Source organism: Oleidesulfovibrio sp., assembly GCF_047973035.1.
GTDB lineage: Bacteria > Desulfobacterota > Desulfovibrionia > Desulfovibrionales > Desulfovibrionaceae > Oleidesulfovibrio.
Map to the genome: position 1 here is coordinate 48275 of NZ_JBKEBF010000044.1, position 23938 is coordinate 72212.

Consider the following 23938-nt stretch of genomic DNA (forward strand, 5'->3'; position numbering starts at 1 on the left):
CTACTTCAAGGCCATGAAACGGATTTTCGAGACAGCGGGCCGGGCCGCGCTCGTTCCGGAAAGAATGATTTTCGTCTTGACCTCGTCGGCGGTCGTCAGGGCCGTTTCATACCGGTATTCGACTACGCCGTCGCCCTGATTGACCGTGTTCTTGAGTTCCATCCCCTGCCAGGCTCCCGCGTCTATCTGCAACTCCGGAGCAATGGCCGCACCGGAAGGCACGTAGGCGTCAAAAATAAGAACGGCCTTGATGGCGCCGACCGCGGGTATGGAACGGCTGACGTAATCCGCCGTCTGGCCCACTTCCCCGGTCAGAAGTTGCGGAGCGGGCCACAGAAGCGGCCCCGCGCCCCTTTTCGCCGTCATCTTCGCCTTGACCGAAACTTCGCCGTTCACGGGCTGCGCAAGGCGAACCGGCTGACCTTGTGCGAGCGTCATCGCATCGCCGCCCGGCATGGTCAGTTCAAATTCGACGCGAGTGTCCGCCGTGGGGGTTTCATCAAGGGCGAGAAGAACCATGTCGGTCGTATTCTCAATTTGCGCGACGCCCATGTCGAAGGTGTGAACGCCTTCGGTGAAGTTGGCCTTCAATAGCCGGAACGTGAGGTCTTTGTCCTGGTGGGCCGTCCAGGTGGAAGCGTTGCTCGAAGAAAGAAGAACGCCCACGGTGTAAGGCTGGCTGGATACCCACTTCTGCGCGGTTTTGTCGAACTGGCCCATTTCGGCGATGGCGACGGCGGTGGTCGGGTCGTCGCACAGAACAACGACCGCGTATTCCGTCATCGCCTCCAGTTTCACCAGAACGGGGAATTCGGCGCGGGTATGTCCGCCGCCGCTGATAATGATGGATGCTTCCGGAATAATGGTTTCCGCCAGAATCGTTCTTGTGGGAACACCGTTGCTGACTTCGCGAATCTGGACGCGGGCGTCGCCGCCCTTGGCCGTGAACCACAGGTCGACGCCGCATATCTGGTCCGCGGTATCCAGAACGAAGGTCTGCGCGAGAGGGTCGACCCAATAGTTTACGACCGTATGCACCTGGCGCAATGTCTGGACGGTCAGTTTCCCTTGACCGACAAAGATTCCGCTTCCGGAAGAACCGCCTTCGACGTTGCCCCGGAACAGGACGTTTTTCGAGCCGGCCGGAATTTTCGGCGGAATCATAAACCGCCCGCGCACGATGCCGGATTCATCGGCGATGCAGGGGTCAGGCTCGAAATCCACTTCGACGCCGTCGAATACGACACTTTGCAAACGTTCTTCCGGGCCGAAGCCTTCAAGCATGAACTGTATGTATATCTGACGCAGATATTCGAGGTCGGTCGTGGTCGAACTCAATACCTGGTTTGTGGTCGTTACCGACTGGCTGGTCAGTGTAGACCGACCGACGACATAATGCCCAGTATCAAAGCGCTTTGTAACCGCGCTCGCCCAGTTGGTTTCGACCTCCGTAAAGTTATCTACGGCGGGCGTCAGAACGGCTTTCGCGGGCGGGATGCCGAAGGACATATACGGGTTAACCTTCATATCCGAAGTACGAAGGAGTTGCGCCAGGGCGATGTCGACCGCATAAACGGGCGCGATGGGGGCCGCCAGCGGAGCCGCCAGGGCGTGAACTTTCGGACTGATGGGCAGAACAAGCGAACCGTCGATAATAGCCGCTGTCTGTGCGACGCCCTGGTCGCGCATGGAATCGTCGAACAGCGGGTCGACGAAGATACCGACGCGGGTACCATCCTCCCGGATAGAGGCTTCCGCTTCAAGGCGTTGGCGGGAGATTTCCTGTAGGGCGTAGTCTACGCGGCTGAAAAGCGCTTCCAGGGTATCGAAGCCCACGACGCGCACGCCGTCATTGATAACGTCCCGCTTTTTCCGCCAGGTCTGGTAGACGGTCGCGATAGGAAGCATCGCCTCCGGAGCGACAGGGAGGCGCGGGTTGATTTCAGCGGCGACGCCCTGAATCCAGACGAAAGCCCCGTCCGAGGTGATGCACAGGCGGTCATAGCGCGGTACGGCCTGATTGTAGGAAATAATGATGCTCGTTCCGGCGACCGCGCCTTCCACATAAAACCCGTCATAGTCCTGTTCCAGGGCTTCGACAGCCGTCATGTAGGTATACGTGCAGGAATAGGTCGAACCGGAAGCGGGCTCGTTGCCGCTTGGCGACCAGTCTACGCCGTCGCCCGTCTTTTTGTATTCCGACGCCTCGAACACGGTATCGCCCTGTTTGCACTCCAAAATCGCGACGATGGCCGTATCCGGAAGCGCGTCAGTGCAGCCGCCATAGGAGCCGTGACGAAGTTCGACCGTCTTCTGCAACGTGGCGCGAAGAAGCGTGATGTTATGAATCGGAGCATGGGCTACGTCGATTCTTTGCCGGGCTTCGCCGGTAGCCGTGATGATTTCCGTATCCAGATAGCGCAAGTCGGGCGTGGCGTCATAGGACAGACGCCGTGACGTGGTGAGTTCAATTCCGAAGCCGTGAACGCGGGCCTTGCCTTCGCCGATGGTATAAATCTGCGCGCCCCCGCCGCTATCTTCTGCGGCGAGCACTTTCAGGCCGGAAACCACATACAAGCCGCCCCCGGTGGAATCCCGGTCGTACCCGGCAATCGCCCGGTTGAACGAGTCCAGGTTCGGCGGCGCTTCCTTGCTCCGGACGACGCCGTCATCGACAACGTGCACGACATAAAAATCGCCGTCCCGGCCGTCGCCTTCGTAGCCCCAGGCGGTATTGACCTGCAGGCGCCAGGCGCCCGGTTCGCCTTCTGTGTTGCTGCCCCTGGCCGGGTTCAGCAGGTCGGGGTCTTCAAGTTCGCTGACGATGCGCGATTCAAGGTAAATACCTACCGCCACGGAACCTTTCATCGGAATCGTGAACGTTGCCGGCGCGACTCCACGAACGGCCCCGTTCAGGTATACGGCGCCGGAACCGGCCTGTATTTCCCCGGTTTGCGCGTTGACAGCGATTTGCGCATCGCGAATGATGTCGCCGTCACGGAAAAGCGCATTCAAGGCCGAAGTCAGGCGGCGCTCGAATATCTCCTGATGTTCGTTGTGTTCGGACGCCTGAACGCCCTTGCGGTCGCGGTATAGAATTTTTTCATAATTCTTGGCCGCGTTGTCTCTGTTGTAGTAATCAGCAATAGATATTTTCTTGAGGTTTTCCATTGTAAATCCTTAAAAGGGAAGAATGAATCCGAATACCGGCTGCGTCGAAGGAAGCCGGTTCATGCCCATATCAAGACACTCGGCAGCCAGCAGCAGGCCGGGGGCTTCAATTTCGCCGGGAGTGAAATACCGTTGTCCGGGGGGCAATCCTTCCTTTGTCACCGTATCCATGAAGATTCCAACTTCCCGGATTGTCAGGTTCGCCGCGTCCTCGAAGCCGAAGTTCACTTGCAGATAGAGGTACGGCGTCGGGCCGGGTTCCGACATTTTGTACGGGACGACCTGAACCGTTCCGTCCTTTTGAACGGTCGGAACCAGGATGTCGCCGTCCGGGTCCGGAAGCACGAATCCGACTCTGGTCACTGTCCGTCTGCCGACCTCGTTCACCAGGGCGATTCTCTGTTTCCAGAACGGCTTGCTGTTGGGGTCGCTGTCCCATTCCTCTTCACCTGTTCCCCAGGCGTAATGGAGCGTCCGTTCGCTAATTGCCTTTGCCATAGCGGCTTTGCCGATGTCGGTTATTGTTCCGCTCATTGTTCCTCCGTTGGTTGTAAAATGAAAAACCGGGGCTCATATCCGGCCCAGGTGCGTTTGTCCCAGGAACCGGACCAGCCCGGATTGCTTGCCGGGGAAGCCGCGAAATTACAGACTTCCTGATAAGCCGAGGACGCCTCCGCGGGGCCCACAGGCTCGCAGGTGGAAAGCCGGGTTTCCCTGAATTGTTCGTGAACGGTCACAAGGCGGTGCCCGATGGTGCCGGAATATTCGCTATCGCCGTATCGCGGTGCCTTGTCGACGAGCTCGACTTCCGGAACGCCGTACATGCAATTCAGGCCGGTATATCTGCCGTAACCCTCGCCAGCTTCGGAATAGACCGCCTGAACCTTCGACCGCTGCCGGTATGAAAACGTGAAGTCGGGCCAGATGCGGCCCCATGACAAAGATTCCTGCCAGCGGCGCGAATCCCACAAGCCCGCCCATCCGTGGGACGAAATCAGGTTTTCGCAAGCGTGAAGATTGGTCAGGGTTCCGACAAAAACACCGTTATTCGTCAGGAAAGAATCGCCGTAGTAACATTCGCTATAAACAGCGGCGTTGATATACGGAGCCTCGAAAACGTATATTTCCTTCCCGTGAAAGTTCGGTTCCTGTTCTTCGAGCCCTTCGGCCTGGCTGTTGTGGCGGACGCCGAAGGAAAGCAGCAGTTCCGGGTCGTATCCGTCGCCGAGAACCGACGCCGGGACGCCGGAAAAGTAGGAATACAGGCCGTCACTGTATGCCGGGCCGTCCGAATAAATGGTCGGGTGCAGGTCGTAGACATCGTTATACAAACGGGCCAGAACCGAGCGCGCCGGCTTGTATTCGTTTATCAGCCAGACGAGCACGTCCAGAACTTCCAGAACCGTGTCGAGGTCGGTCGCGAGGGCCGCGTCCTGCAAGGCGAGTTGAAATTCCGCCCACCTGGTCGCCTGGTAGCGGCGAAGGTTTTCGACCTCTCCCACGTTGAAGCCGTAGAAGGCGAGAATTTTCGGCAATCCCTGTTGCTTTCCGCCCATCATGTTCCAATTCCAGGCGTTGACGACGCGCTGGCGGAACATATCGGGCGTTTCCTTGCTGTGCCGGATTAGGCCGCGGGATAGGCCGTGTTCCGGAACGAGCTCGTCTTCGCATCGGCCGGGGAACCACTGGTCCCGCATGAAAAGCCCGTCCTCTTTCACGCCGTCCAGACGATGCGCGATTCCCTTCGCGATGCCCTGGACCGGGCCAGCGGCGAGAATCGGAATCCATTTCAGGCGGTCGAAGAAATACGTCCAGAACGGGCTTGCCACGGCTATTCCTCCGCTTCCTGACAGGTCGTGAAGGACGCTTCGGCCAGGATGGCCAGGCCGCTTTTCGGAACGACCAGGTCTTCGGACGGGCTGTTCCAGTTGACGGATTTCACGCCCGAAACGCCCATCGCGACTTTCGTCAACAGGTCGAGGGGCACGTCCTGGCCTATCTTCACGGGTGTGATGTCGCTATGCTTGCTCGTTTCAGCGAACAGGGAATAGACGCGCTGCAAGGCTTCATGCTTGAGCAGTTCCGGGTCGCCATTCACAAAATGCAGGCGTCCGGAAACGGCCACAGGCACGGCGTCGGGAGATATGACGAACCAGTCGTCATTGATGGGGGCTTGTTCGGCGATGGCTTCTTCAACACGTTTGAGAAGGGCTTCGGTCGGCAGCCCGGCCGAGCCGCGCACCACGACGCCGACCGTTCCCTGGCCGCGGGGATGTTGGTCGAGAATTTCAACGGAAACGCAACCCGTCACGGAAAGCGCCCAGGCTTTATAGGCGTACTTCGTGCAGCCGTTCAGCCCCATCCAGCGGAGTTGATACCGCTCCCGCGCCTGGTCGTCGGTTTCCTTGTCCGCGCCTTCGCTGACGAGCCAGCCGGAAACATTGGTCACGCCCCGGACGCCGATTACGGGCGTCACGAGCTCGCATATCTGGCCGGGCCCCGCGTTGGAACCGGTGCCGTATTCCTCCGCCGTGACCGGAACGTCGACGAAGTCTTCGTCGGCGAGCAGAACGGCGGCTTCCGTGGTGACGAAGCGGTAAATCTCCCCGGCGCCGTCCGGAAGCGTCCGGACGATGCGCCCGGACGGAATGACGATGTTTCCGGCGATATTGCCGTCACGGAAGAACCGGACGCGGCCGGTCGCCTTCGTCCACATCTTCCGGAACAAGCCGACAGCCGCCAGATGCAGATTCAGCCAGATTCCGGTAGCGGTCGCCGGAACGGCCTGCTTGACCAGAATTTCGAGCAGATTGTAAACCTGCCAGATTCCCCAGGCGGTAAGCTCTATCAACCCGCGCGCGATGCCCTTGTTCAGGTTCAGACGGCGCGGCAGAAAACCGGCCGCTGCGAGCTCGTCTTGCACGGCTTCAATCCGCGCGAACAGGCTTTCCCGGATTTCGTCAATCGTGCGGGATATGCGGGGAAAGGTAATCGGGGTTCGGTTTTGCATCCTTGACCGTCAGTTCCTTTGTCGATTTGTTGGCTTGCAGGACCAGGTTGTACGGCTGGTCTTCGCCGATGAATTTCCAGAATAAAGGGGCGACGACCTCTTCTTCATTCCATTTGAGAATGGACGCCCGGACGGAATACGGCACGACGCGCGGGTCTTTCTCCGTGCGCATAATGAGTTCCGCCACCAGACCGGCGCGGTTCTCTTCCGTTGATTCCTCGAAAATCCATTCGTGAATCAGGCTTCCGAATTCCGTGTCGTAAAAGAGGGAACCGAGGGGGGTCAGAAGGCGAAGTCCGATGTCCTGGACGCCGGTATCCGGGCCGTCCGTGAGAATCAGTTCGCCGTTCGCGGCGACGCGGGCCTGTCCGTTTTCGTCCAGGGCGACGTCTTGCCCCCATTGGTCGGTGGTTGTACTCATGGAAGCATGATAGCCGGAAAAAAGCCTATCTGCTGTAGACTAAGCACATGATGCGAAGTATATTTAACCTGTACTTTCACCCCCAATTAAACGAGGACGACATGGCTCTAAAACCGGCTGAGAAAAGGAAAAATGAAGAAGCGTTAGGAGATGCTTTTAATGCCAACCCGGATGTAAAGGAACATGCTTCTGAACGATACATTGCTGTTCAGGAAGCCGTGTGGGAATGGGAAAACAATCCAAATTCCATAAGTTTCGAGGGCGGCACTGCATGGCGCAGCACTTTTTATGCGACTGGAGACTCTGAACTTCACTGTGACTGTATTGAAGATCAAGCCGGCGGCGTAAGTTCGGTGTTTTCTGTTGCGTTCCAGAAATTTTCATACGATGAGGCTGAAAACACTCTTACAGTCCGGGGAGAAAAAGAAGGCAGAAGGGACACGGTAACAATCACTTTCGGCTAATATCAGCAGGTATGAGGGCATGTGCCGCCGCTGCGCGTCCCGGCCTGCGAGTTTCCGGCGACCGTGGAACTTCCGCCGACTGTAGCGTTTCCGCTTGTCGCGGTATTGCCTTTGACCTCTTCATTTCCACGGATGACGACATCGCCTTCAAATTCGGCGTATCCCTTGCCGGAACCGGTGAAGGATTTACAGATTAAACGGCCCAGGATGTTGATTAGCGGAGCCGCGAGCGTAATCAGCGTCGCGGCCAGGATGCGCACTTCGCCGCCTTTGGCGTTGACCGTGGCGTCTTTTCCGGCTTCAATCTGCGCGTTATCCCCGGCCTTGACCGTCCAGTTCTTGCCCGCCTCGGTATTCACGTTTTCCGGCGTCAGGGTGACGACCTGTTTTTCCTTGTCGATGTGGATGGAAACGCCCGGTTCAAGCTGAATGATGAATTCGTTCAGGTCGGCTTTCGGCGCGTTCATGCCGTGCCAACGGAAATTGCTTATCCGCGGATAGTTGGGGTCGCCGTCATAATAGGTGATGTCGCAATGCACGCCGACGACCGGGGGGCAGACGACGCCGCGGTCGGGACCGCCCCACAGGACCGGGATTTCGACTTTCGATATGACCGGCTCTTTTTCGTCGACCGCCTCGTCGTTCCGGAGCGGCTGCACATCGCAAAAATAGTTCCCGTCCGAAGCGTACACGGCGACGACCTTCCCCTTTTTCACCGGGCGAAGGTAGTGGCGCAAGTCGGGCATGGCGAATTCTATCGCCTGGCGCAAGAGGTCGAGAACGTCGCTTTTGTCTTCTTCCACCGCTACCCCCATCCCGCTTCCTTGCCGTACAGAACCGCCGTGCTGTTCCCCAGGCGTTCGGAAATGACGTGGCGGACTTCCTCGGCCCGCACCAGGGCGACGATGTCGCGCCGCACGTCGCGGATTCGGACATCCATACTGTGAATCAACCCGGGAAGAGGAACGGACAGCACGACGCCCATTTCACCAGGGCGGACGGGCGGCGTATGGTTCAGAAGGTTTTTCGCGGTTTCGATGACGTACACGTCGCCGGGTTCCCCGTCCGCCGACCAGCGCAAGCCGTTCTGGCCGAGCCAGGCGGCGTGTTTTTTCAGGTCATGCCCGAACTGGCGGGAAAGCGTGATTTCAAGCTGTTTGATGGCGCGGGCCACGGTGACGCCGGAAAAGACCTGATGCGGAAGAACGTCACCGGGGATGTCGACGCCCGCGACGGCCAGCCCGGTTTTCGCGAGCAGCCGGGCCGCGACCGCCGAAGCGGCTTCCGAGGTGAACGATTCCGTGACGATGGTCGTCGACAGCGTCTTTTCAAGCCCGATACCCTGGACGATGACCGCGTCACGCCCGGAATCCTGCCGCGGCGGCTGGTCGATGCTGTCGACCGTTCCTTGCCATTCGTGCCAGAGCGTCGTTTCCCCGCGGTATCCGAACCGAAGATGCATGGCGTCGTCTTTGGCGATTGAAGCGCGAACCTTGCCTTCCGGGTCGGGAATTTCAATCGTCGAGCGGGTCAGGACGGCGCGCCGCTTGTAAACAATTTCAAGAAACGGTGTACGCAGGACTTCGACGGGGCCCACGTTGCAACGGACGTTGAACCCGGCAATCATTCCAAGCCACCTGTGATGACGGCTTCTTCTTCCGGCGCCGCCCCTTCCTCGGCCTGGCGCTTCGCTTCTTCCGCGAGTTCGCTGGGGGTCGGCGTCTTGGCCGCGGCCGCTTCCGTCTGCACGATGGGCGGATTATGCTCGTTGAAGCCCAGGTTCGCGATAATGTAGTCCCACTGTTCGCTTTCCGTGGTCTGCAAACGGTCGAACACGATTTCCCGGATGCCGCGGCTTTGCGTGTGCCGGTTCACCACGGAATATATTTGCGGGTTGGCTTTCGCGTCTGGCTGTTTGAAGTACGCGGCCAGAATTTCGAGTTTGTCGTAACAGTCGCCGTCGCTGTCGGTCGGAAGAACCATGCTTATCATTACGGTATGGTCTTCCCATCCCATAGGCGTTTTCGACTTGCCGGAAGTGCCGTCGACCTTCTGTTCGTCGTATCGGACTTTCCCGTCGACGCTAAGACTCGTCAGGATGCCGGGAAGTTCCTCGCCGCCCAGGCGGACGATGCCGTCAGCGAATGAAAGGTGCTTTATCATGCGGGCTGCCCTCCGAGTTCCGTGACAACGTTCCGGAGCGACTTCACGAAGTCCTGGCCGTCCTTCACGCTCGGAAGCTCGATTTTGCCGATATGAATGGTTAGGTCTTGTTTCGCCTGGCGGAGATTTTCTTCCGCCCGCTGTTCCTGCGCGGATCGAACCGGGGCGTCGTCAATCTGCACGGGCTCAATTCCCGGAGGGGTCGGGGAATTGTCGCCGAACAGCCCGTCCCACCAGGAACCGGCCTGGCCGGTCACGGATTGCAGCATCCCGGAAAACTTCTCTTGAAGAACGGTGATACCGCCGTCCAGGCCGCCCGAAAAAAGACCGCTGACATCCGAGAAGATTCCGGAAACAGTACCGTCGAGCGACTTCGCCCCGGATTCCATGCCTTCGCCGATGGTCGTCATAAAGCGGGAGCCGGAAAGGGTCAGGTCGGAGAACGGGCCTTTCTTGGCGTCCGAGAACGGCAGATATTCGCGAAGACCGGAGAAGAAGCCGACGACAGAGTCTTTCAAGTCCGTGAACTTTGAAACGATGCCGTCTTTCAGCGTTCCCAGGATGGCGGTGCCGGATTCAAACAGGTTGATGGAGCTTAAAAAGTTTTGCGCGTCCGCCCAGGCTTCCCGGCACCAGTCGCCGATTCGGAACAGGTCGAGAAAGCCCATCAGCGTATCGCAAAAGGAATTCCAGACACGTTCGCCCGCGGCTGCCGCCCCGGCGAAATCTCCGGTCAGCAGGCATACCAGCCAATCGACGGTGTCGATTACCATACTGAACGCATTCACAACGCCGTTGATAACTGTCGCGAGGGCTTCAAGCCCCCAGGTCAGAAAGCCGCCGACGACTTCGCCGAACTTGGTAAAACTGTCCGTTGCCGAGGTAACTTCGATTCCGGTAAGTTTGGCGAAGATGCTCCCTATCCTGTCCAGGACGGCGGCAATTTTGGCGCCGACTGGTTCGAGCACTTTCAGCGGCTTGGAAAAATCCAGGCCGTCCCATATGCCCTTGAAGAAAGCCTTTATCCGGTGGATGATTTTCGCGATGCTGACAACGAGGTTTTCCAGGCCCGCGGCCTTGATGTCCTTCGCGAGCTCGCCGCGGATTTCAAACGTGCTGCCCGTCAGGCTCTTGAAAATCGCGATGACGCCTTTCACGACCGTGGAAATATTCTTCCACCATCGTTTCATGGTGTCCTGGATACCGCCGAAGTTTTTCTTCCAGGCCAGATAGAGCAACCCGACAGCGGCGATAATCAGGAGTATCGGCCAGCCGAGCGCCAGAATCGCGACTTTGAGCGGGGCGAACATGGAAAGCAGAAGAGGCGCGAACTTGGTAAACGCCCATATTCCCGCCGAAAGCCCGGTAATCGCCACGGCTGCCGCGCTAAGAGTCGCCAGCAGCTTGATAAAGAACTGACCGACATCGCTTTGCGCCAGACTGTCGAAAACCCCGATAACGGCGGTTATCGCGTCGACGACCTTCCGGAGAACAGGCAAGAACAGCTTGCCGATGCTGATTTGCAGCGATTCCCAGGCCGAGCCCATGTTCCGGATGGAACCGCCGAGCGTGTCGCCCATGCGACGCGCCATTTCCGCCGAAGCGCCTTCCGCGTTTTGAAGCTGCTCGACGTATTTCGTTATCGCGCCGACGCCTTCCTGGTTGATAAGCTCGGCGAACCCGGCGATGGCTTCTTCGCCGACGATGGTTTTCAGGGCCGCGATTTGCTGCGCCGTTCCCATCGTTTCTAGTTTTTTGCTCATTTCGCCGAGAATGGTGATGGGCGAGCGCAGGTTCCCGGCGCTGTCCTTCACCGTGACGCCGAGGTCTTTCAAGACCTTTTGCGCCTCGCCGGCCGGGGCGGCGATTTTGTTAATCATGGCCTTGAGCGAGGTTCCGGCCATGCTGCCCTTGATGCCCACGTTACCGAGAAGCCCGGCCATTGCCGCGGCTTCTTCCAGGCTCATTCCCGCATTCCTGGCGACAGGGTCGACATATTTCATCGTGTCGCCGAGAAGTTCGACGTTCGTGTTCGCCGTGGCGCACGTCAGGGCGAGCACGTCCGCGACGCGGGTCATTTCCTCCGCCTGCAGGCCGAAGGCGGAAAGAATATCGGAAGCGATGTCGGAAGCCCGGCCGAGTTCCGTTCCGGAAGCCGCAGCCAGGTTCAGGACGCCCGGAAGCGCCGCGATGTTCTGCTGCGCGGTAAAGCCCGCCATTGCCAGATACATTTCGGCTTCCGCCACTTGAGAGGCGGTAAATTTCGTCGTCGCGCCATAGTGGCGGGCGGCTTTTTCGAGCTCGACCATTTCGTCGGTCGTCGCTCTCGATACGGCGCCGACCTTCGCCATGCTGTCCTCGAAGGCGGCGGCCACCCCCACACAGGCGCCGAAAGAGCCGAGAATGACGCCGCCCGCTATTGCGACCGGCGCCATTGCCAGAGCGAGTCTTCCCATCCTGTCGCCGAGCCCCGTCACAGCATCGCCGACAGCCCCGACTCCCGCCTTGATGGCGCGGAGCGGGGCGGAAATCATGTCGGACAAACTAAGGGTCGCAAAGACTTTGAAGACTTCCATCAGTTCTTACCGTTCCCGTGAATGGCGCGGACCAGGCCGTCGAAGAACCGCCGCTCCATCCACAGGGCTTGGCTTAGTTGCATGTTGAAAAGGTCCAGTTCCTCGGCTGGTTCGGAGTGCAGCCAGTAGGCGATTACCGCTTCCGCCTGTTCCAGGGCGGAAAGCGTCAGTTTCCCAATTCAGCCGATATACCGGCCGACTTGATAAGCGCGGTCGAAAACGTGGTCGCCAGGCCGGGATAGTCTTCAAGCGTGGCTTTCAGTTTTTCCCGCTGTTCCGGAAGGATGGTGGAAATCAGAAGGTTCCTGGCCGCGCCGGAAGCGTCCTTGCCCGCGGTGTTCTGCAAGCGCTTGATTTGCGGCTCGGTCGGCTTGGAAAAGTGAAAGGAGATGGAAGCGTCCGATTCTTCTTCCGGCAGAAAGTGGTCGTTGAACGTATGCGTGAAGCGGACGAACTTTCGTCCTTCGTGGGTGATGACGGCGGGTTCGGTGGTCGTGGTCGTTTCGGCGTTCTTGGTCATTTGAAAAACCTCCTGTAAAGTCTGGTGAAAAATGGTTCCCGGCTTTCTCTCTCCTTCCGTCTGCTTTTCAGTTCTTCACTGACAACGCGCAGTATGTAGGAGATGGTCGGCCGAAGCGCCTCGATGGCGCGTTCAAAGATGGTTAGTGCGCAGGATTGCGCGAAGGCGGGATACTTCCGGATGTGCTTTTCCAGGCGTTCTTTGTCTTCGGGATGAATGCAGTTCATCAGAAGAACCTGCGCCGCTTTTTCCCGGTCATCGCCGGTAAGCACGAACACCGCTTCGACTGCCGTCATGTGCGGAAGGGAAAACCGAAACGTCTGCTTGACGTATTTCTCTTCCCAAGGGTCGCGAAAAGCGCTTGTCACCGGAAAGTATGCTCGCTTGACCTTGTACCTTCTCTTTCTGCCTCCTTTGCGCATACGAGCTCCTTTCGTGATATGGCCTGATAGTAGCGAAGGACGGGCGCTTCTGCCGGAAAGGGCGCGAAGGATGCGGACAAAAAAAGCCGGGGTTTCCCCCGGCTTTGAACGTGCCTGTCGGCGTTTTCTATATGCGAAGCGTGTTGTCGTTTTTCTTCGCGGGCGTGCCGTTCCAGAGAATCGGCTCCAGAAGCGTGAATTCGCAGGTGATGGCCGATACCTTGTCGTCGCCCTGGCTGCCGCCGCCGTCAAACTTGGTGATGACTGCGGAACGAAGCGTGTCCGTGATGTTTTCCATGTCGTCGTTCGCGTAGTTCACGACGATGGTAAAAGGCTTGTGGTCGTAAATGCCGCCGCTGCCGCTGTCTACAAGCCACTTTTTGAGCCGTTCCCATTCGTCGCGGTCCAGAGCCATCGAACCGCTCGCCTCGTAATTGCCGCGGCCATAGGCGCGGGGGATGGCTCCCCGGCCATAGTGCGCGGTCTTGGCCTGGCCGTCCGTGTACTTTATTTCCGTGATGCCCACGGATTCGCCAGACGGGAGAGTGACGCCGATGTCTTCCCAGTCATAGCCTCTGCCGTTTATTGCCATGTGGTAACTCCTTCCTGTTCAGGGAACAGGACGTCAAAAATAAACGAGTCCAGGGCGCTTCCGGAAATTTCCACGGTTCCGGAAGCGCCGTAGACGCCCCGGCCCGCGTGAGTGACCGAAGGTTCCTTTTCCCGCGTTTCTTCCTGGAAGCTGATTTCCCCTTCGCAGGAAAAGCCCGACGCGAAAGTGATGGTTGCCTTGCTCATGCTTACACCGCCGTCTGTTCGATGATACGCGGGTCAAAATTGCTGCCCGCGATGACATAGTTCGTCGGAATGGTAATTTTTTCGATGATGGGAATCCCGATAAGCGTCGGCAGCACCGACAGGCCGTTGTTCGGAATGTCCTGTCCGAGGGGAATTTCCACCTTGTAGCCCGCGAGCTCCTTCGGGATGGCGGTCGTCATGGTGGAAAGCGCGTTTTCTATTTCCGCTTTCAGGTAAGCGAGTCCGCCGTCTTCCGGGAACAGGGGGTCGCCCGCTTCGTCGTACAGGCTGAGTTCGGCGGCGATGCGCATTTTCCGAATAGCCTTGAACACGACGCGAAGAATTTCTTCGCGCTTGTACTTGCTGGTCGCCGCGCACATCGTCGGAGCGGCCGACCAGTAATCGGACCGTAATCAGCAGGGAGGAGTGATGCACCGTTATTTAGAGTGGCCGGAAAAGCTCTCCGGAGAACGCCTTGATTACACCATCGACATGTCTTCCCGCCTGGAAGCAGAGGAATACATCCAAAGCGTGACATGGAAGTGTGGTAGTCCGTTGGTGCTTGAGTCGCAGCGGCAGGACGTTGCATTGCTTACTGCAGTCTTATCCGGCGGCGAACCCGGGCGCAGGCACGCCGTGGAGGTGCTGGCCACAACCAGCCAGGGGCGAATGGTCGGGGAACGGGTAATGTTGTTGGTGGGGTGAGTTGGCAGTTTGAACTAAAGTCATCAATATATTTGGGGGGAGAAGGTAACTTCTCCCCCCTTTAAAACTTAGAAGCAGGCGGACACTTCTTTGCAGGTCGGAATTCGCTGGATTTCAGGTTGTTTCTCTGAACACACTTTTGAAAGGTCATGCTGAGTCTGTAGGTTAATCCAAAATTCAGAGCTGGTGCCGAAAAACTTAGCAAGTCTAACTGCTGTGTCTACCGTCACACCCCGCTTTTCATTGACGATTTCTGTGATACGGGAGAGCGGTACCCCAAGGTAGCCGGACAGCTTGCTGGCTGAAAGCTTCATGGGAACCATAAACTCTTCCCGCAATACTTCACCGGGATGTGTTTTAATACGCATATATTTCTCCTATTTCCGCGACGATATGCTCTAGGCTTTCGTTTGCGGGTCATCAGGTCCGTTGTGCCTTATTGACTCTTTTTTATTGTATTATTCTGTTGTGTTGTAGTCTAAAGGGCTTTTGGACTTTTACTTTTGTAATGCGTTGTTAGGGTGTAACTTCTTCTAAGCATTAATGATAATCAACGATTTCGATTTCTGTGGCACATTGTTTGGCTTCACCCCAAACAAAGCAAATTCGCCACTGTTGGTTTATCCTGATGCTATGTTGCCCTTGCCTGTCTCCCAGAAGAGCTTCTAACCTATTTCCGGGGGGCGACTTCAGGTCATCTAGCACCGCAGCTGCCTCAATCATGTCGAGTTTGCGCAAGGCTACTGCGGCAATTGAACTAAAAAATCTCGACTTACCCGTCTTGTAGAGTTCTTCTGTTTTTTTACATTTAAAATCTGGCGGCATATCACCTCCGTTACAAGTTGCCAGACTCAACAGTATACCCTAATCACTGCTGCTAGCTGTATTTCATTAGCTGCTTTGCAGCTAGCTGTTAAACAGGTAGGTGCTTTCGATGGCTTTGTCAACTGGAGTGCAAAAATTAGTTGCGATAATTATGATTGCTCTTTTTGAGTGAGAGTACCTTGGCGGATGGCATGAGAGTTTTCCGGAGAATGTTTTGATTTGTCATCAACGTATTTGCCTGCTTGAAAGAAGGGGAAAGCATCATAAGCATAACATGGCAGTGCGATAGCCCGGTGGTGCTTGAGTCTCAGCGGCAGGACGGTGTATTGCTTGCCGCAGTCTTATCCGGCGGCGAACCCAGGCGCAGGCACGCCGTGGAGGTGCTGGACACAACCAGTCAGGGGCGAGTTGTTGGGGAGCGGGTAATGTTGTTGGTGGGGGGAGTTGTTGACGCCTATTTTCCAGACTGATATTTTCCCGTACACGCCCGAGGCACCGACTTTATGGGTTGCAGCTTGACTCCGTTTTCCAGACTGATATTTTCCTGCCGCAGCTCGTGCTGGTACAGGTAATAGTTGCAGCTTGACTCCGTTTTCCAGACTGATATTTTCTCATAATCTGCTTTCAATAAACGCAAGGCTGTTGCAGCTTGACTCCGTTTTCCAGACTGATATTTTCAGCGCAGTAAAGGCAGAATAAAAATCCGGAGTTGCAGCTTGACTCCGTTTTCCAGACTGATATTTTCTGCCTGCACGCTTGAGAGTTTTGTTCCACGGTTGCAGCTTGACTCCGTTTTCCAGACTGATATTTTCTTTCCTTGCCTACGATTGACGGGACAAACGGTTGCAGCTTGACTCCGTTTTCCAGACTGATATTTTCCCGGTAGCCTTGCCGCAGCCCGCGATAAAGGTTGCAGCTTGACTCCGTTTTCCAGACTGATATTTTCGCACCCAGCATGTCTTTGAGCTTGTCCAGGTTGCAGCTTGACTCCGTTTTCCAGACTGATATTTTCATGCCCAGCGGGCGGCCGCCGTCGGCCTTGGTTGCAGCTTGACTCCGTTTTCCAGACTGATATTTTCACTATGGAGGCAGTTGTCACCGACTACACCGTTGCAGCTTGACTCCGTTGTCCAGACTGATATTTTCCTCAACCATATCATGGCACTCGGCGTAGTAGTTGCAGCTTGACTCCGTTTTCCAGACTGATATTTTCCCAGCGCGCACCTCCCTTCCAATCAAGACGGTTGCAGCTTGACTCCGTTTTCCAGACTGATATTTTCTTCCATCGTGGTTACCCGTACATAGCGACAGTTGCAGCTTGACTCCGTTTTCCAGACTGATATTTTCTCGCCGGATGGCCAGGAGCTGCCGGAGTACGTTGCAGCTTGACTCCGTTTTCCAGACTGATATTTTCACATGCCCGGCTGATACTGGTATGGTTGCAGTTGCAGCTTGACTCCGTTTTCCAGACTGATATTTTCCTTTGGCGTGTTTGTGAGGACAAGCTCTCAGTTGCAGCTTGACTCCGTTTTCCAGACTGATATTTTCTCGCCCGTCGGCAAGGTCTGAAAAGCATTTGTTGCAGCTTGACTCCGTTTTCCAGACTGATATTTTCAAACAGGGCCACATCGTGAGCAATTCAGTAGTTGCAGCTTGACTCCGTTTTCCAGACTGATATTTTCGAAAAATGAAGAACATATTATAGCGTTTTGGTTGCAGCTTGACTCCGTTTTCCAGACTGATATTTTCCAATCAGGTGAAAACTCACCCGTGGTGGAAGTTGCAGCTTGACTCCGTTTTCCAGACTGATATATTCCTGGGTAACAGACTTTGGAGGCTGTTCGCGGTTGCAGCTTCACTCACTTTTCCAGACTGATATTTTCCTGTGCGCCCCAACTCCCTAACAGATAAGGAGATTGGGGCATTTCTTTGTTTGAAAAGTGGAGTTGCGAGGGCGGAAGGAAGTGCTCCAGATGCGTTTTTTAAAAAAAAGAAAGCTGCTGGTGTGTAACCACAGGTTTGCGTCTTTGGCCGAAAACACAGACCATGTTTTCATATTGTTTGTCTGTAATGGTTAAGATGTTTACAAGGCCCGCTTCTGGCACTAGTTGTTCAATTTTTCCTGCTAGGCGGTCCGCTTTTTCTCGCGTGCCCGCTAGTTTGTAGTACACTGAAAACTGCGCCATCTGGAAGCCATGTTCTAACAGGTTATTACGAAAGCGAGTTGCAGCTTTGCGTTCTGCCGGTGTGCCTACGGGCAGATCAAACATCACTAACATCCACATAATGCGCACTCCGCTTAATACGTGACCTCTGGAAGCATTAATTGAGGAAATTTGATGCATATTTTTCCTCCCAGATAGGTTTGGGCCAGGCTTTGCGCCATATGGTGTAGTGCCTGGTAAAGGGGAGTTGTTGTTTTTTCAAACAGGACTTCTTGGATAAGCAAGGCTGCAAGGCTGCGTTTGACTTCAGGCGAAAGGCTTTGAGATGGGGTAGAACGCATGGTAAGCAAGACTAGATGATCTGCTAAAGGGCGAAGTGGTTCCATGGCGTCATCTGCCAGAGCAAATGCGTTTAACCTGTGCGAGTGGTATACGCTAAGGGCAGGATGAAGACCTGCGCCAAGTAGCGACCTTGCTACTGCGGTTCGTAATACCGTATATGCGTAGTTGAATAGGATGTTGCAATCTTCACGTTCAGGGTCACGAATAAACGAAGGGCCAATCAGCGCGCGCCAGTATAGGCGAGCTGATTGGCCTTCTTTATTTGTAGTGTCGCCAGAACGCACGGCTTTGGCGAGCAATTCTATTTTACCAACTGTTGGGCATTGCCGTTGGTGGTAGCGCAACACTTGTGCCTGGTTGCGTAGTTTTTCTTGAATAATGTTTTTCCATATGCGTTTGCATAGTGGGGCAGCTGCTTTTGCCTGTGCCCGCATGCGTTTTCCGGCTTCGAAGTGTACTGCATATGGTGCGGTAATTGATACCGGCATGAACTTGTTATCACAAACAACAATTAACACATTGTGTTGTGCCAGCGCCGCCATGACAGGACGGGATAGCGTTGTTTGCTTGGCTGTGAGGATTACAGCCTCAACCGTGTCTAAAGGAACACGCCCACATTCATTGCTGCCGTCTTTGATGACGAGCAGACCTTTGTGAACAGCAATGTGCCTTCCCTCTTGAGTGATTTCCACAATGCTGCCGAACATGAGCTACCTCCTGTGTTATGACATCAACATTCTCCCGTCTTCTGTGACATGAACTTTTTGCAAATTGTGTTCCTGCATAGTTTTGTTGATAGAAAAAAATTGTCGCTTGCCATCAGTTTGGGTATGAACTCTTAAATCGATTCTATTGTTGGTCGAACTGAAACCGGCGACTCGCATTAGCTGTAATCTGTTGTTAACCCACAATGTTACCATGTCTTCTTTGAACAGACGCATGCAGTGTTTTGCGGCGGGATGAGGCTTGACCTGTTTAAATAAACCATCATCATCATTTTCATAGATTTTAGCGTCCGCGTATGTCGTGTACGTTGCCTCGTACTTGAACTTACCGGTGAATGTCCGTTTTTTGTCAGTTACCGGCACTTGCCACACATCACAAAAGGCAAGGCTGTCTGTGGCGTAACCTTTGTACTGGGCAGACCCTATGGGTTTAATGCTTTGATTGGTAACCAATATGCGAACCCTACGCACGAATTGGCGGGTTTTGCCAACTATCACCCCTTCCTGCATCAGCTTGCCAAGTTTGGCTTCCCACTTGTTAAGTTTTGCATATTCCGGAGATGATACCGCATCAACAATGGCACATCGCAATTTTTCGTCGCGTATCTGCCCGAGTTCTTTTTCTTTCAGCCCTGTGATAGCGCGCCTTGTAACCGCATTGTAACCTTCTTTGTGGGCAGGGTCGGTAACGGGGAGTATGCCGTATGCAGTCTCCTGATATAATTTGCCTTCTCTTTTATGGTCCTGTCGGAAGGATACATTTATTGCATCATATTTAGTGTATAGTTCGCGATTCTTGGCTTGGGCCAACCAATCCGGCATAGGGACATAAAGTTTGGCCCTGTAATCCTCAACGGCCTTTTGGCTGTCCGCTGTAGCTTTGCCAATCCGCTGCAGCATGCGTCTGCTGGTTAGCCCGACTACTAATGCATCTACAGCATGGTGCCGGTGGTCGCTTCGCTCATCTTCTGTGCCCTTTTGTTTGGCAAAATTCAGACGCCATTTGCCTCTGAGCAAAGCTGTAATGCCGCCGTTGACAGGAATAACCCTGCTGGGGCTACCAACAATCGGGACAAGGTAACGTGCTGCTATACGTGCTATGTACTGGGTGTCTTTTATCTGTCGTGCTAAAAATGCTCCGTCGGCACCTTCCTCCAGATATTGAGCCTTTTCCTCTTTAGTTAGCTGACGCAGTGCTGCTCGTTCAAAAATGTCCATGGCGTCTTCCTGAAAACGCCATCGTTTGGATTTTTTTAAAAGTTGCGCTCTTTCAATCATGTCTGCATAGGCTTTTGCTCCGTTGCGCAGCATGAACTCGGCAGGGGTGTTGTTCGCTTTCTCCCTGTTAGTTTGCCTAAATGTAACGGTCTTGTTTGCCATGGTATTGTCATATGTGCGTGAGAAGGGGAGAATGTGCTCAATTTCCACTTCATCACTCATGCATTGAGCTAGCGAAATAGGTCTGCCGGTATATACATCAAGGCGAACCATACCCGCTGGCCCGCCATCATTTTGCGCCTGTGCAAGCTCCTCCCACAGGCGCATTTTAATGAGATCTTCAGCAGAAGGATTGATGATGCCGCAGGCGGTTAGCTCTTTTATCCTGCGTTCTCTCTCTTTAGTGTGTTTTGTTATTTCACGTTCAATTTCAGCACGTTGTTTTATGCTGTGTTTCAGGTCGCGTGCCAGTTCAATGTGGACTTGGTATGGGTTGCCAAACCTTGCGATAAGCGCGTTAACAACTTTGCGCAGTTGGTTTAACGCTACGTGCACAGTGGGGTTAGGTATGCGCCCGTATTCAAGTTCATCAACGTTTGCTGTGGGACTCTGGCGTATAGGGGTAGTTGCACCTTCCAGTATTTCGCCATAGTAGGGCAGACTGGGCAGTACTTCTCCTGTCGTGAATCTGTCAGCGGTATGGGCGCCATAAATTTCCGTTGCGGCTTCCCAATACTGCTTTCCTACAAGTATCAAAGGTAATAATTTTTGCATGGCTTTTTGAGAAAGCCGAGCAAAAGAAGACGAAAAATGTACATTATACAAGGAGTCCAACAGTGTCTGAGAAAATCCCCAGTGTTGCTTTTGGTTGGCCTGAGTGAAGTCATCACGATTTGTTGCATCCAAGATGCACTGCACTACGTTATTTTGCGTGTCTGGAGTCAAAGCGTCCCAGTCTGTCTCTTGGTCGGCAAATAGTTTGCGTAGGCGGGCGGCAGTTTCGTTCCCTTTTAGTTCGCTTCTACGCTCGCTTTCAAGGTTAAAAAAGGAAGAGCGATCAAGCTTTAACTTTGCGCGGATACTGCTAAATTTTATTGAACGCTGAGATTCAAGCAGAGAGCGTAGCGTATCTTTTTGCTGCTGAGTTAGGTCAAAAGACTTGCCACCGCTATTGTATCTGAGATTATTAACCTCTTGCACAATTCTAAACAGTTGGCTGATAGGCAGATGGCTACTGGCTCTGGGCGCATCTTCAAACGTGCAACGTCCTGGTATTTGTGGTTTTAGAGGCCGCTGAAAGGCTAAGGTCGCTTCTAAGGCGTCCCATTGTTCTTCATTTAATAAACTATTTCCTTGAATTTTGCGTATGGTTGCAAATTCATCAAGATACATGGAACGTTTAGGGTAGACTGCCTTTTCTTCGCCGTCGATGTTTACAGTAACAGGTGGAGTGCTGCGGAAGCGAATCGGGAGGCCCATCTTTATCCGCTGATAAAGAAACTGGCCGAGGGTTATTTGCTGCTCATCAAGGATACCTTGCAGGGTACCCATTGCGAGTTTACGGTCTGTGGTGTCTTTGTCTTCACCATCTGCTTTTCTATTGGATAAAAAGCCTCTTCGTTTGCATAGGTGAAATAAAGCTCGGCCAAGTTCTTCTGCTGTAACCTTTTCTTTAGCGGCTCTATTTCTGGCATTGTAAGGAGAGGTAGATGCATCGACGAGCAGACCAAACTGATGAAGCATCTCGGAAAATTGTCTGATTCTATTTTGCCTGCGGTCGCGGTTGCGCCGCATGCCACGTGCTGTTCTTCGGGCGACAGCCAGCGACTCGCCACTTTTGGGCTCACGCCCATCTGGGAAAATGCGTACTCCCCAATCCAATAAGCCTGTCGGTTCAAATGTTTCATCCAGAGTTAACGCTGCCCAGCCTAACGAATTTGTTCCTAAGTCAATACCCAATCTCCAAACTGCCACGGTGAGCCTCCAACGGTATAACGTTATAAAGAGCTTGACTCTTTCAAGGTCTGTTTGTAATTGTTTTCCATCTGGAAAATGGTGTCTTGCTGTTAACAAGTTGCAAAACACCAGATGCGGGTGGGAAGTACGCTTCCCACCCGTTTTTGTTCGTGTTGATCAGGGTGCGGACGTATCGGTGCACCACTGCTGGCTAATACCGTTGAGCTGTAGCAGCCAAGGCTTCGGCCATGCTGAAGAGGTCATCCACGCCAGCTATGGCGTGGCGGGTTTCTTTTTTGTTTTCGTCCAGCAGGCCAACGTATTTTTGCTTACCGTTAAAATGGAATCTGCAAACCGGCTTACGGTTGTTATCGTCCAGCAGCACTGCGCAGTAGCTCGCAGCATCGCGAATGAACACTCGTTCAGGGTCCACAACTTCGCGCAAGATAGATTTTACAGCGTAAAAGGCTTCCCACTCTTCCTGTGTTGTTTCAATGGCTCTCTTAGGCTCTTCTTTTCTGGGTTCTTCAGGGGCTTCCGGGTAGGCATTGTCTTGCATAGCAGTTTGCAGGCGTTCGTTAATAACATCGTTAATGACATGCCTGAAGGCGAGTTTCATTTTTTCGCGGTAATCGTCGATCACATTGGTGCGCAACTGACCTGAATGTACTTCTTTAGCAAAGAGGCGAACCAGTTCATCAGAAGGGTTCCGCATTTCTTCAGCTAATAAAGATTTAAGTTGGCGGATGTGTTTTAAGTCTTGTGCTGCGGCAAGAGTTGCTTCGATGTCGAACTTTTCGTTGGCAAGTTTCCTCAGCTCGGGGATGAGGGCTTCTTCAACATTCAAAAAGTCAAAAACCATGAAGGGCTTGTCGTCCATCATGTTGTGGCGGTCGAGGTCGGAGAAAAATTTGTAAATGACGCCGTCTGTCAAAATGCCGATGCGTACATTTTGTGTGGCCTGAAAGTAGCGGATGAGTTGGTTGGCTTTACCTTGGTCTAACGTAGCGCCACAGCATTTTACCTCAATCAGCATCACTGGGGAGCCGTCACGCTTGATAGCATAGTCTACTTTTTCCCCTTTTTTTGTTCCAACATCTGCTGTGAACTCGGGTTCAACTACGCGCGGATCGAAAGTGTCATATCCAAGCGCTTGCAAGAAAGGGAGAACAAGAGCGTTCTTAGTCGCTTCTTCGGTCGTGGTATGTTCCTTTAGTTCCCGAATCCGCGCTGCAAGAGTATAAATGCGATCGACAAATTCCATGACTACCTCCAGATTTTTGCGCAAGCACTCACTCTGTTTTTATGATAAACAAATACCCCCTTATCAGGGGGCGAGATTTGCTAGACCCCACATCCATCGCTGTTTGGTGCTATCTATCTGTAAATTCAGAGGCGCTAAACCAAGCACCCTCAATAAACATTCCTTGAAACCAGAATGGGTAACGTCGTGACACGGCTAGCTAGTGGCCGTGCTGGCCTTGGCTGGCTCCTGTTGGGCGGCGTCCTCATCTTCTAGGGTTTTTCCCGCACCAACATGAGCAATCATTGCTTTACGAATTTCCTCATCTGAGGCCCCAACTTTTCGCAAGGCTGCTTCAATTTCCGCTAATTGCTTTCCAAGTTCAGTTTCAGGTTTTTGTATAGATGCTTTGCTGTAAGTGTGCTTCGCGGGTTCTTGCTCAAAAGGAGTTCCCTTCCCAAGTAAAAGCCACTTTGGACTGAATCCAAATCGCTCCGAAAGCATTTGCAAGTCATCGGCGTTTGGGCGCTGGCCACCAAACCATGCTTGAATACGCCCTTTGCTTGCATCTAGGTAATCTGCAAGCGCCTGATGACTAAACTTCTTTCCGTGAGATGAAAAATGCTCTTGGAAGAAAGTTTTAATCGTTTTCGATTGTTCTTCCCAAAGAGGAGATTTTTTTTCATTCATAATGGCTTAAATTTTGACCGAAGTATTGAAATTAGTCTAAATGTGGACTTGTCTCATTTTGTCCATATCTCGCAAGAGGATGTGCTATGCAGTTGTCTCAAGCCTGTTTTGCTCGGTTCTGCTCTCCTGCACTAGAGCTGTGCGGAGAGCTGATGTGTAGGATGAGTGCATCACGGATTTCCGCATCCGAAGCTCCAACTCTTCGCAACGCTGCCTCTATTTCTGCCAGCTGTTTTCCAAGTTCTGTTTCTAGGTGGTTTTTGCCTTGTGCTCGAGGTTGTTCATTGGTGAAGGGGGGACCTTCCCTCAATAAAAGCCACGAAGGGGCAAAGCCCAATACCCGAGCAATTTTTTCCAAGTCGTCAGCGCTTGGGCGTTGCCCTTTGTCCCATGCGCGGCTTTTCCCACGTGTTATTTCTAGAAGTTCATCTAGCTGGGCTAAGCTTGGGGTCTTTTTCCTTTTTGCAAGAAATTCCCAAGCCCTTTCTTTAATGATTTCAAATTGTTCAGCCCATTGCATTGGA

The 23938-nt window shown here is 53.9% G+C and carries 23 protein-coding genes, 1 pseudogene and 1 CRISPR repeat array; of the genes and pseudogenes, 2 read left to right on the forward strand and 22 right to left on the reverse strand.

Annotated elements, in window-relative coordinates:
- From ACK5LI_RS16310 to ACK5LI_RS16330, 5 genes are read right to left on the reverse strand one after another with little or no spacing between them, the layout of a single operon-like run.
- Nucleotides 1-3171 carry a DUF4815 domain-containing protein gene (locus ACK5LI_RS16310; protein WP_416951328.1) on the reverse strand — a complete coding sequence of 1057 codons (3171 nt, stop codon included), beginning with the start codon at nucleotides 3169-3171 and terminating at the stop codon, nucleotides 1-3.
- Nucleotides 3172-3180: 9 nt separating this feature from the next.
- A complete protein-coding gene (locus ACK5LI_RS16315; RefSeq protein WP_416951330.1) occupies nucleotides 3181-3705 on the reverse strand; it encodes a hypothetical protein in 525 nt (174 codons plus the stop codon).
- A complete protein-coding gene (locus tag ACK5LI_RS16320) occupies nucleotides 3702-5000 on the reverse strand; it encodes a phage tail protein (RefSeq protein WP_416951332.1) in 1299 nt (432 codons plus the stop codon). Before ACK5LI_RS16320 ends, ACK5LI_RS16315 begins: the two co-directional genes overlap by 4 nt.
- A gap of 2 nt (nucleotides 5001-5002) precedes the next feature.
- Nucleotides 5003-6181, reverse strand: a complete 1179-nt coding sequence (locus ACK5LI_RS16325; protein WP_416951334.1) for a baseplate J/gp47 family protein — start codon at nucleotides 6179-6181, stop codon at nucleotides 5003-5005.
- Nucleotides 6132-6602 (reverse strand): baseplate assembly protein, encoded by a 471-nt coding sequence (locus ACK5LI_RS16330; RefSeq protein ID WP_416951336.1) that lies wholly within the window; start codon nucleotides 6600-6602, stop codon nucleotides 6132-6134. Before ACK5LI_RS16330 ends, ACK5LI_RS16325 begins: the two co-directional genes overlap by 50 nt.
- A 101-nt stretch (nucleotides 6603-6703) precedes the next feature.
- Here ACK5LI_RS16330 and ACK5LI_RS16335 point away from each other — a divergent pair, with 101 nt between their 5' ends.
- Entirely contained in the window at nucleotides 6704-7066 is a 363-nt protein-coding gene (locus ACK5LI_RS16335; RefSeq protein ID WP_416951338.1) for a hypothetical protein, read from the forward strand.
- Nucleotides 7067-7068: 2 nt separating this feature from the next.
- On the opposite strand, the gene ACK5LI_RS16340 is transcribed toward ACK5LI_RS16335, so the two are convergent.
- From ACK5LI_RS16340 to ACK5LI_RS16380, 9 genes and pseudogenes are all read right to left on the reverse strand, one after another.
- Complete coding sequence (locus ACK5LI_RS16340) at nucleotides 7069-7881, reverse strand: baseplate assembly protein (RefSeq protein WP_416951340.1); 813 nt, start codon at nucleotides 7879-7881, stop codon at nucleotides 7069-7071.
- The gene (locus ACK5LI_RS16345; protein ID WP_416951342.1) at nucleotides 7872-8693 is read right to left on the reverse strand and encodes a hypothetical protein; all 822 of its coding nucleotides are present in this window, start codon (nucleotides 8691-8693) and stop codon (nucleotides 7872-7874) included. Before ACK5LI_RS16345 ends, ACK5LI_RS16340 begins: the two co-directional genes overlap by 10 nt.
- Complete coding sequence (locus tag ACK5LI_RS16350; RefSeq protein WP_416951344.1) at nucleotides 8690-9229, reverse strand: hypothetical protein; 540 nt, start codon at nucleotides 9227-9229, stop codon at nucleotides 8690-8692. Before ACK5LI_RS16350 ends, ACK5LI_RS16345 begins: the two co-directional genes overlap by 4 nt.
- Nucleotides 9226-11805: a phage tail tape measure protein gene (locus ACK5LI_RS16355; RefSeq protein WP_416951346.1), complete on the reverse strand. Its 2580-nt coding sequence runs from the start codon at nucleotides 11803-11805 to the stop codon at nucleotides 9226-9228. The genes ACK5LI_RS16350 and ACK5LI_RS16355 overlap by 4 nt, the downstream gene beginning before the upstream one ends.
- A gap of 166 nt (nucleotides 11806-11971) precedes the next feature.
- On the reverse strand, nucleotides 11972-12325 hold the full coding sequence (locus tag ACK5LI_RS16360; RefSeq protein ID WP_416951348.1) for a hypothetical protein: 354 nt from the start codon (nucleotides 12323-12325) through the stop codon (nucleotides 11972-11974).
- The gene (locus ACK5LI_RS16365; protein WP_416951350.1) at nucleotides 12322-12747 is read right to left on the reverse strand and encodes a hypothetical protein; all 426 of its coding nucleotides are present in this window, start codon (nucleotides 12745-12747) and stop codon (nucleotides 12322-12324) included. Before ACK5LI_RS16365 ends, ACK5LI_RS16360 begins: the two co-directional genes overlap by 4 nt.
- Before the next feature lie 127 nt (nucleotides 12748-12874).
- Complete coding sequence (locus ACK5LI_RS16370; protein WP_416951352.1) at nucleotides 12875-13339, reverse strand: hypothetical protein; 465 nt, start codon at nucleotides 13337-13339, stop codon at nucleotides 12875-12877.
- Nucleotides 13330-13545, reverse strand: a complete 216-nt coding sequence (locus ACK5LI_RS16375) for a hypothetical protein (RefSeq protein WP_416951354.1) — start codon at nucleotides 13543-13545, stop codon at nucleotides 13330-13332. The genes ACK5LI_RS16370 and ACK5LI_RS16375 overlap by 10 nt, the downstream gene beginning before the upstream one ends.
- A 2-nt stretch (nucleotides 13546-13547) precedes the next feature.
- Nucleotides 13548-13934: pseudogene (locus ACK5LI_RS16380) on the reverse strand (DUF2586 family protein); the annotation flags it as partial.
- Nucleotides 13935-13974: 40 nt separating this feature from the next.
- Here ACK5LI_RS16380 and ACK5LI_RS16385 point away from each other — a divergent pair.
- Nucleotides 13975-14250, forward strand: a complete 276-nt coding sequence (locus ACK5LI_RS16385; protein ID WP_416951356.1) for a hypothetical protein — start codon at nucleotides 13975-13977, stop codon at nucleotides 14248-14250.
- A 68-nt stretch (nucleotides 14251-14318) separates the two neighbouring features.
- Here the strand turns inward: ACK5LI_RS16385 and ACK5LI_RS16390 are convergent, their stop codons facing one another.
- From ACK5LI_RS16390 to ACK5LI_RS16425, 8 genes are all read right to left on the reverse strand, one after another.
- On the reverse strand, nucleotides 14319-14618 hold the full coding sequence (locus ACK5LI_RS16390; protein WP_416951358.1) for a HigA family addiction module antitoxin: 300 nt from the start codon (nucleotides 14616-14618) through the stop codon (nucleotides 14319-14321).
- Between the two features lie 172 nt (nucleotides 14619-14790).
- On the reverse strand, nucleotides 14791-15075 hold the full coding sequence (locus ACK5LI_RS16395; RefSeq protein WP_416951360.1) for a type II toxin-antitoxin system RelE/ParE family toxin: 285 nt from the start codon (nucleotides 15073-15075) through the stop codon (nucleotides 14791-14793).
- A 507-nt stretch (nucleotides 15076-15582) separates the two neighbouring features.
- Nucleotides 15583-16958: direct repeats of the CRISPR family, unit length 37 nt; unit sequence GTTGCAGCTTGACTCCGTTTTCCAGACTGATATTTTC.
- Between the two features lie 99 nt (nucleotides 16959-17057).
- Complete coding sequence (gene cas2 / locus ACK5LI_RS16400) at nucleotides 17058-17420, reverse strand: CRISPR-associated endonuclease Cas2 (RefSeq protein WP_416951362.1); 363 nt, start codon at nucleotides 17418-17420, stop codon at nucleotides 17058-17060.
- Nucleotides 17375-18289 carry a type II CRISPR-associated endonuclease Cas1 gene (gene cas1, locus ACK5LI_RS16405; RefSeq protein WP_416951364.1) on the reverse strand — a complete coding sequence of 305 codons (915 nt, stop codon included), beginning with the start codon at nucleotides 18287-18289 and terminating at the stop codon, nucleotides 17375-17377. Before cas1 ends, cas2 begins: the two co-directional genes overlap by 46 nt.
- A gap of 15 nt (nucleotides 18290-18304) precedes the next feature.
- The gene (gene cas9 / locus ACK5LI_RS16410; protein WP_416951367.1) at nucleotides 18305-21499 is read right to left on the reverse strand and encodes a type II CRISPR RNA-guided endonuclease Cas9; all 3195 of its coding nucleotides are present in this window, start codon (nucleotides 21497-21499) and stop codon (nucleotides 18305-18307) included.
- 193 nt (nucleotides 21500-21692) lie between these two features.
- The gene (locus tag ACK5LI_RS16415) at nucleotides 21693-22745 is read right to left on the reverse strand and encodes a type I restriction endonuclease (protein WP_416951369.1); all 1053 of its coding nucleotides are present in this window, start codon (nucleotides 22743-22745) and stop codon (nucleotides 21693-21695) included.
- A gap of 195 nt (nucleotides 22746-22940) precedes the next feature.
- Nucleotides 22941-23414, reverse strand: coding sequence for a hypothetical protein (locus ACK5LI_RS16420; protein WP_416951371.1), 474 nt, complete (start codon nucleotides 23412-23414; stop codon nucleotides 22941-22943).
- Nucleotides 23415-23511: 97 nt separating this feature from the next.
- Entirely contained in the window at nucleotides 23512-23934 is a 423-nt protein-coding gene (locus ACK5LI_RS16425; protein ID WP_416951373.1) for a hypothetical protein, read from the reverse strand.
- Nucleotides 23935-23938: the final 4 nt, after the last annotated feature.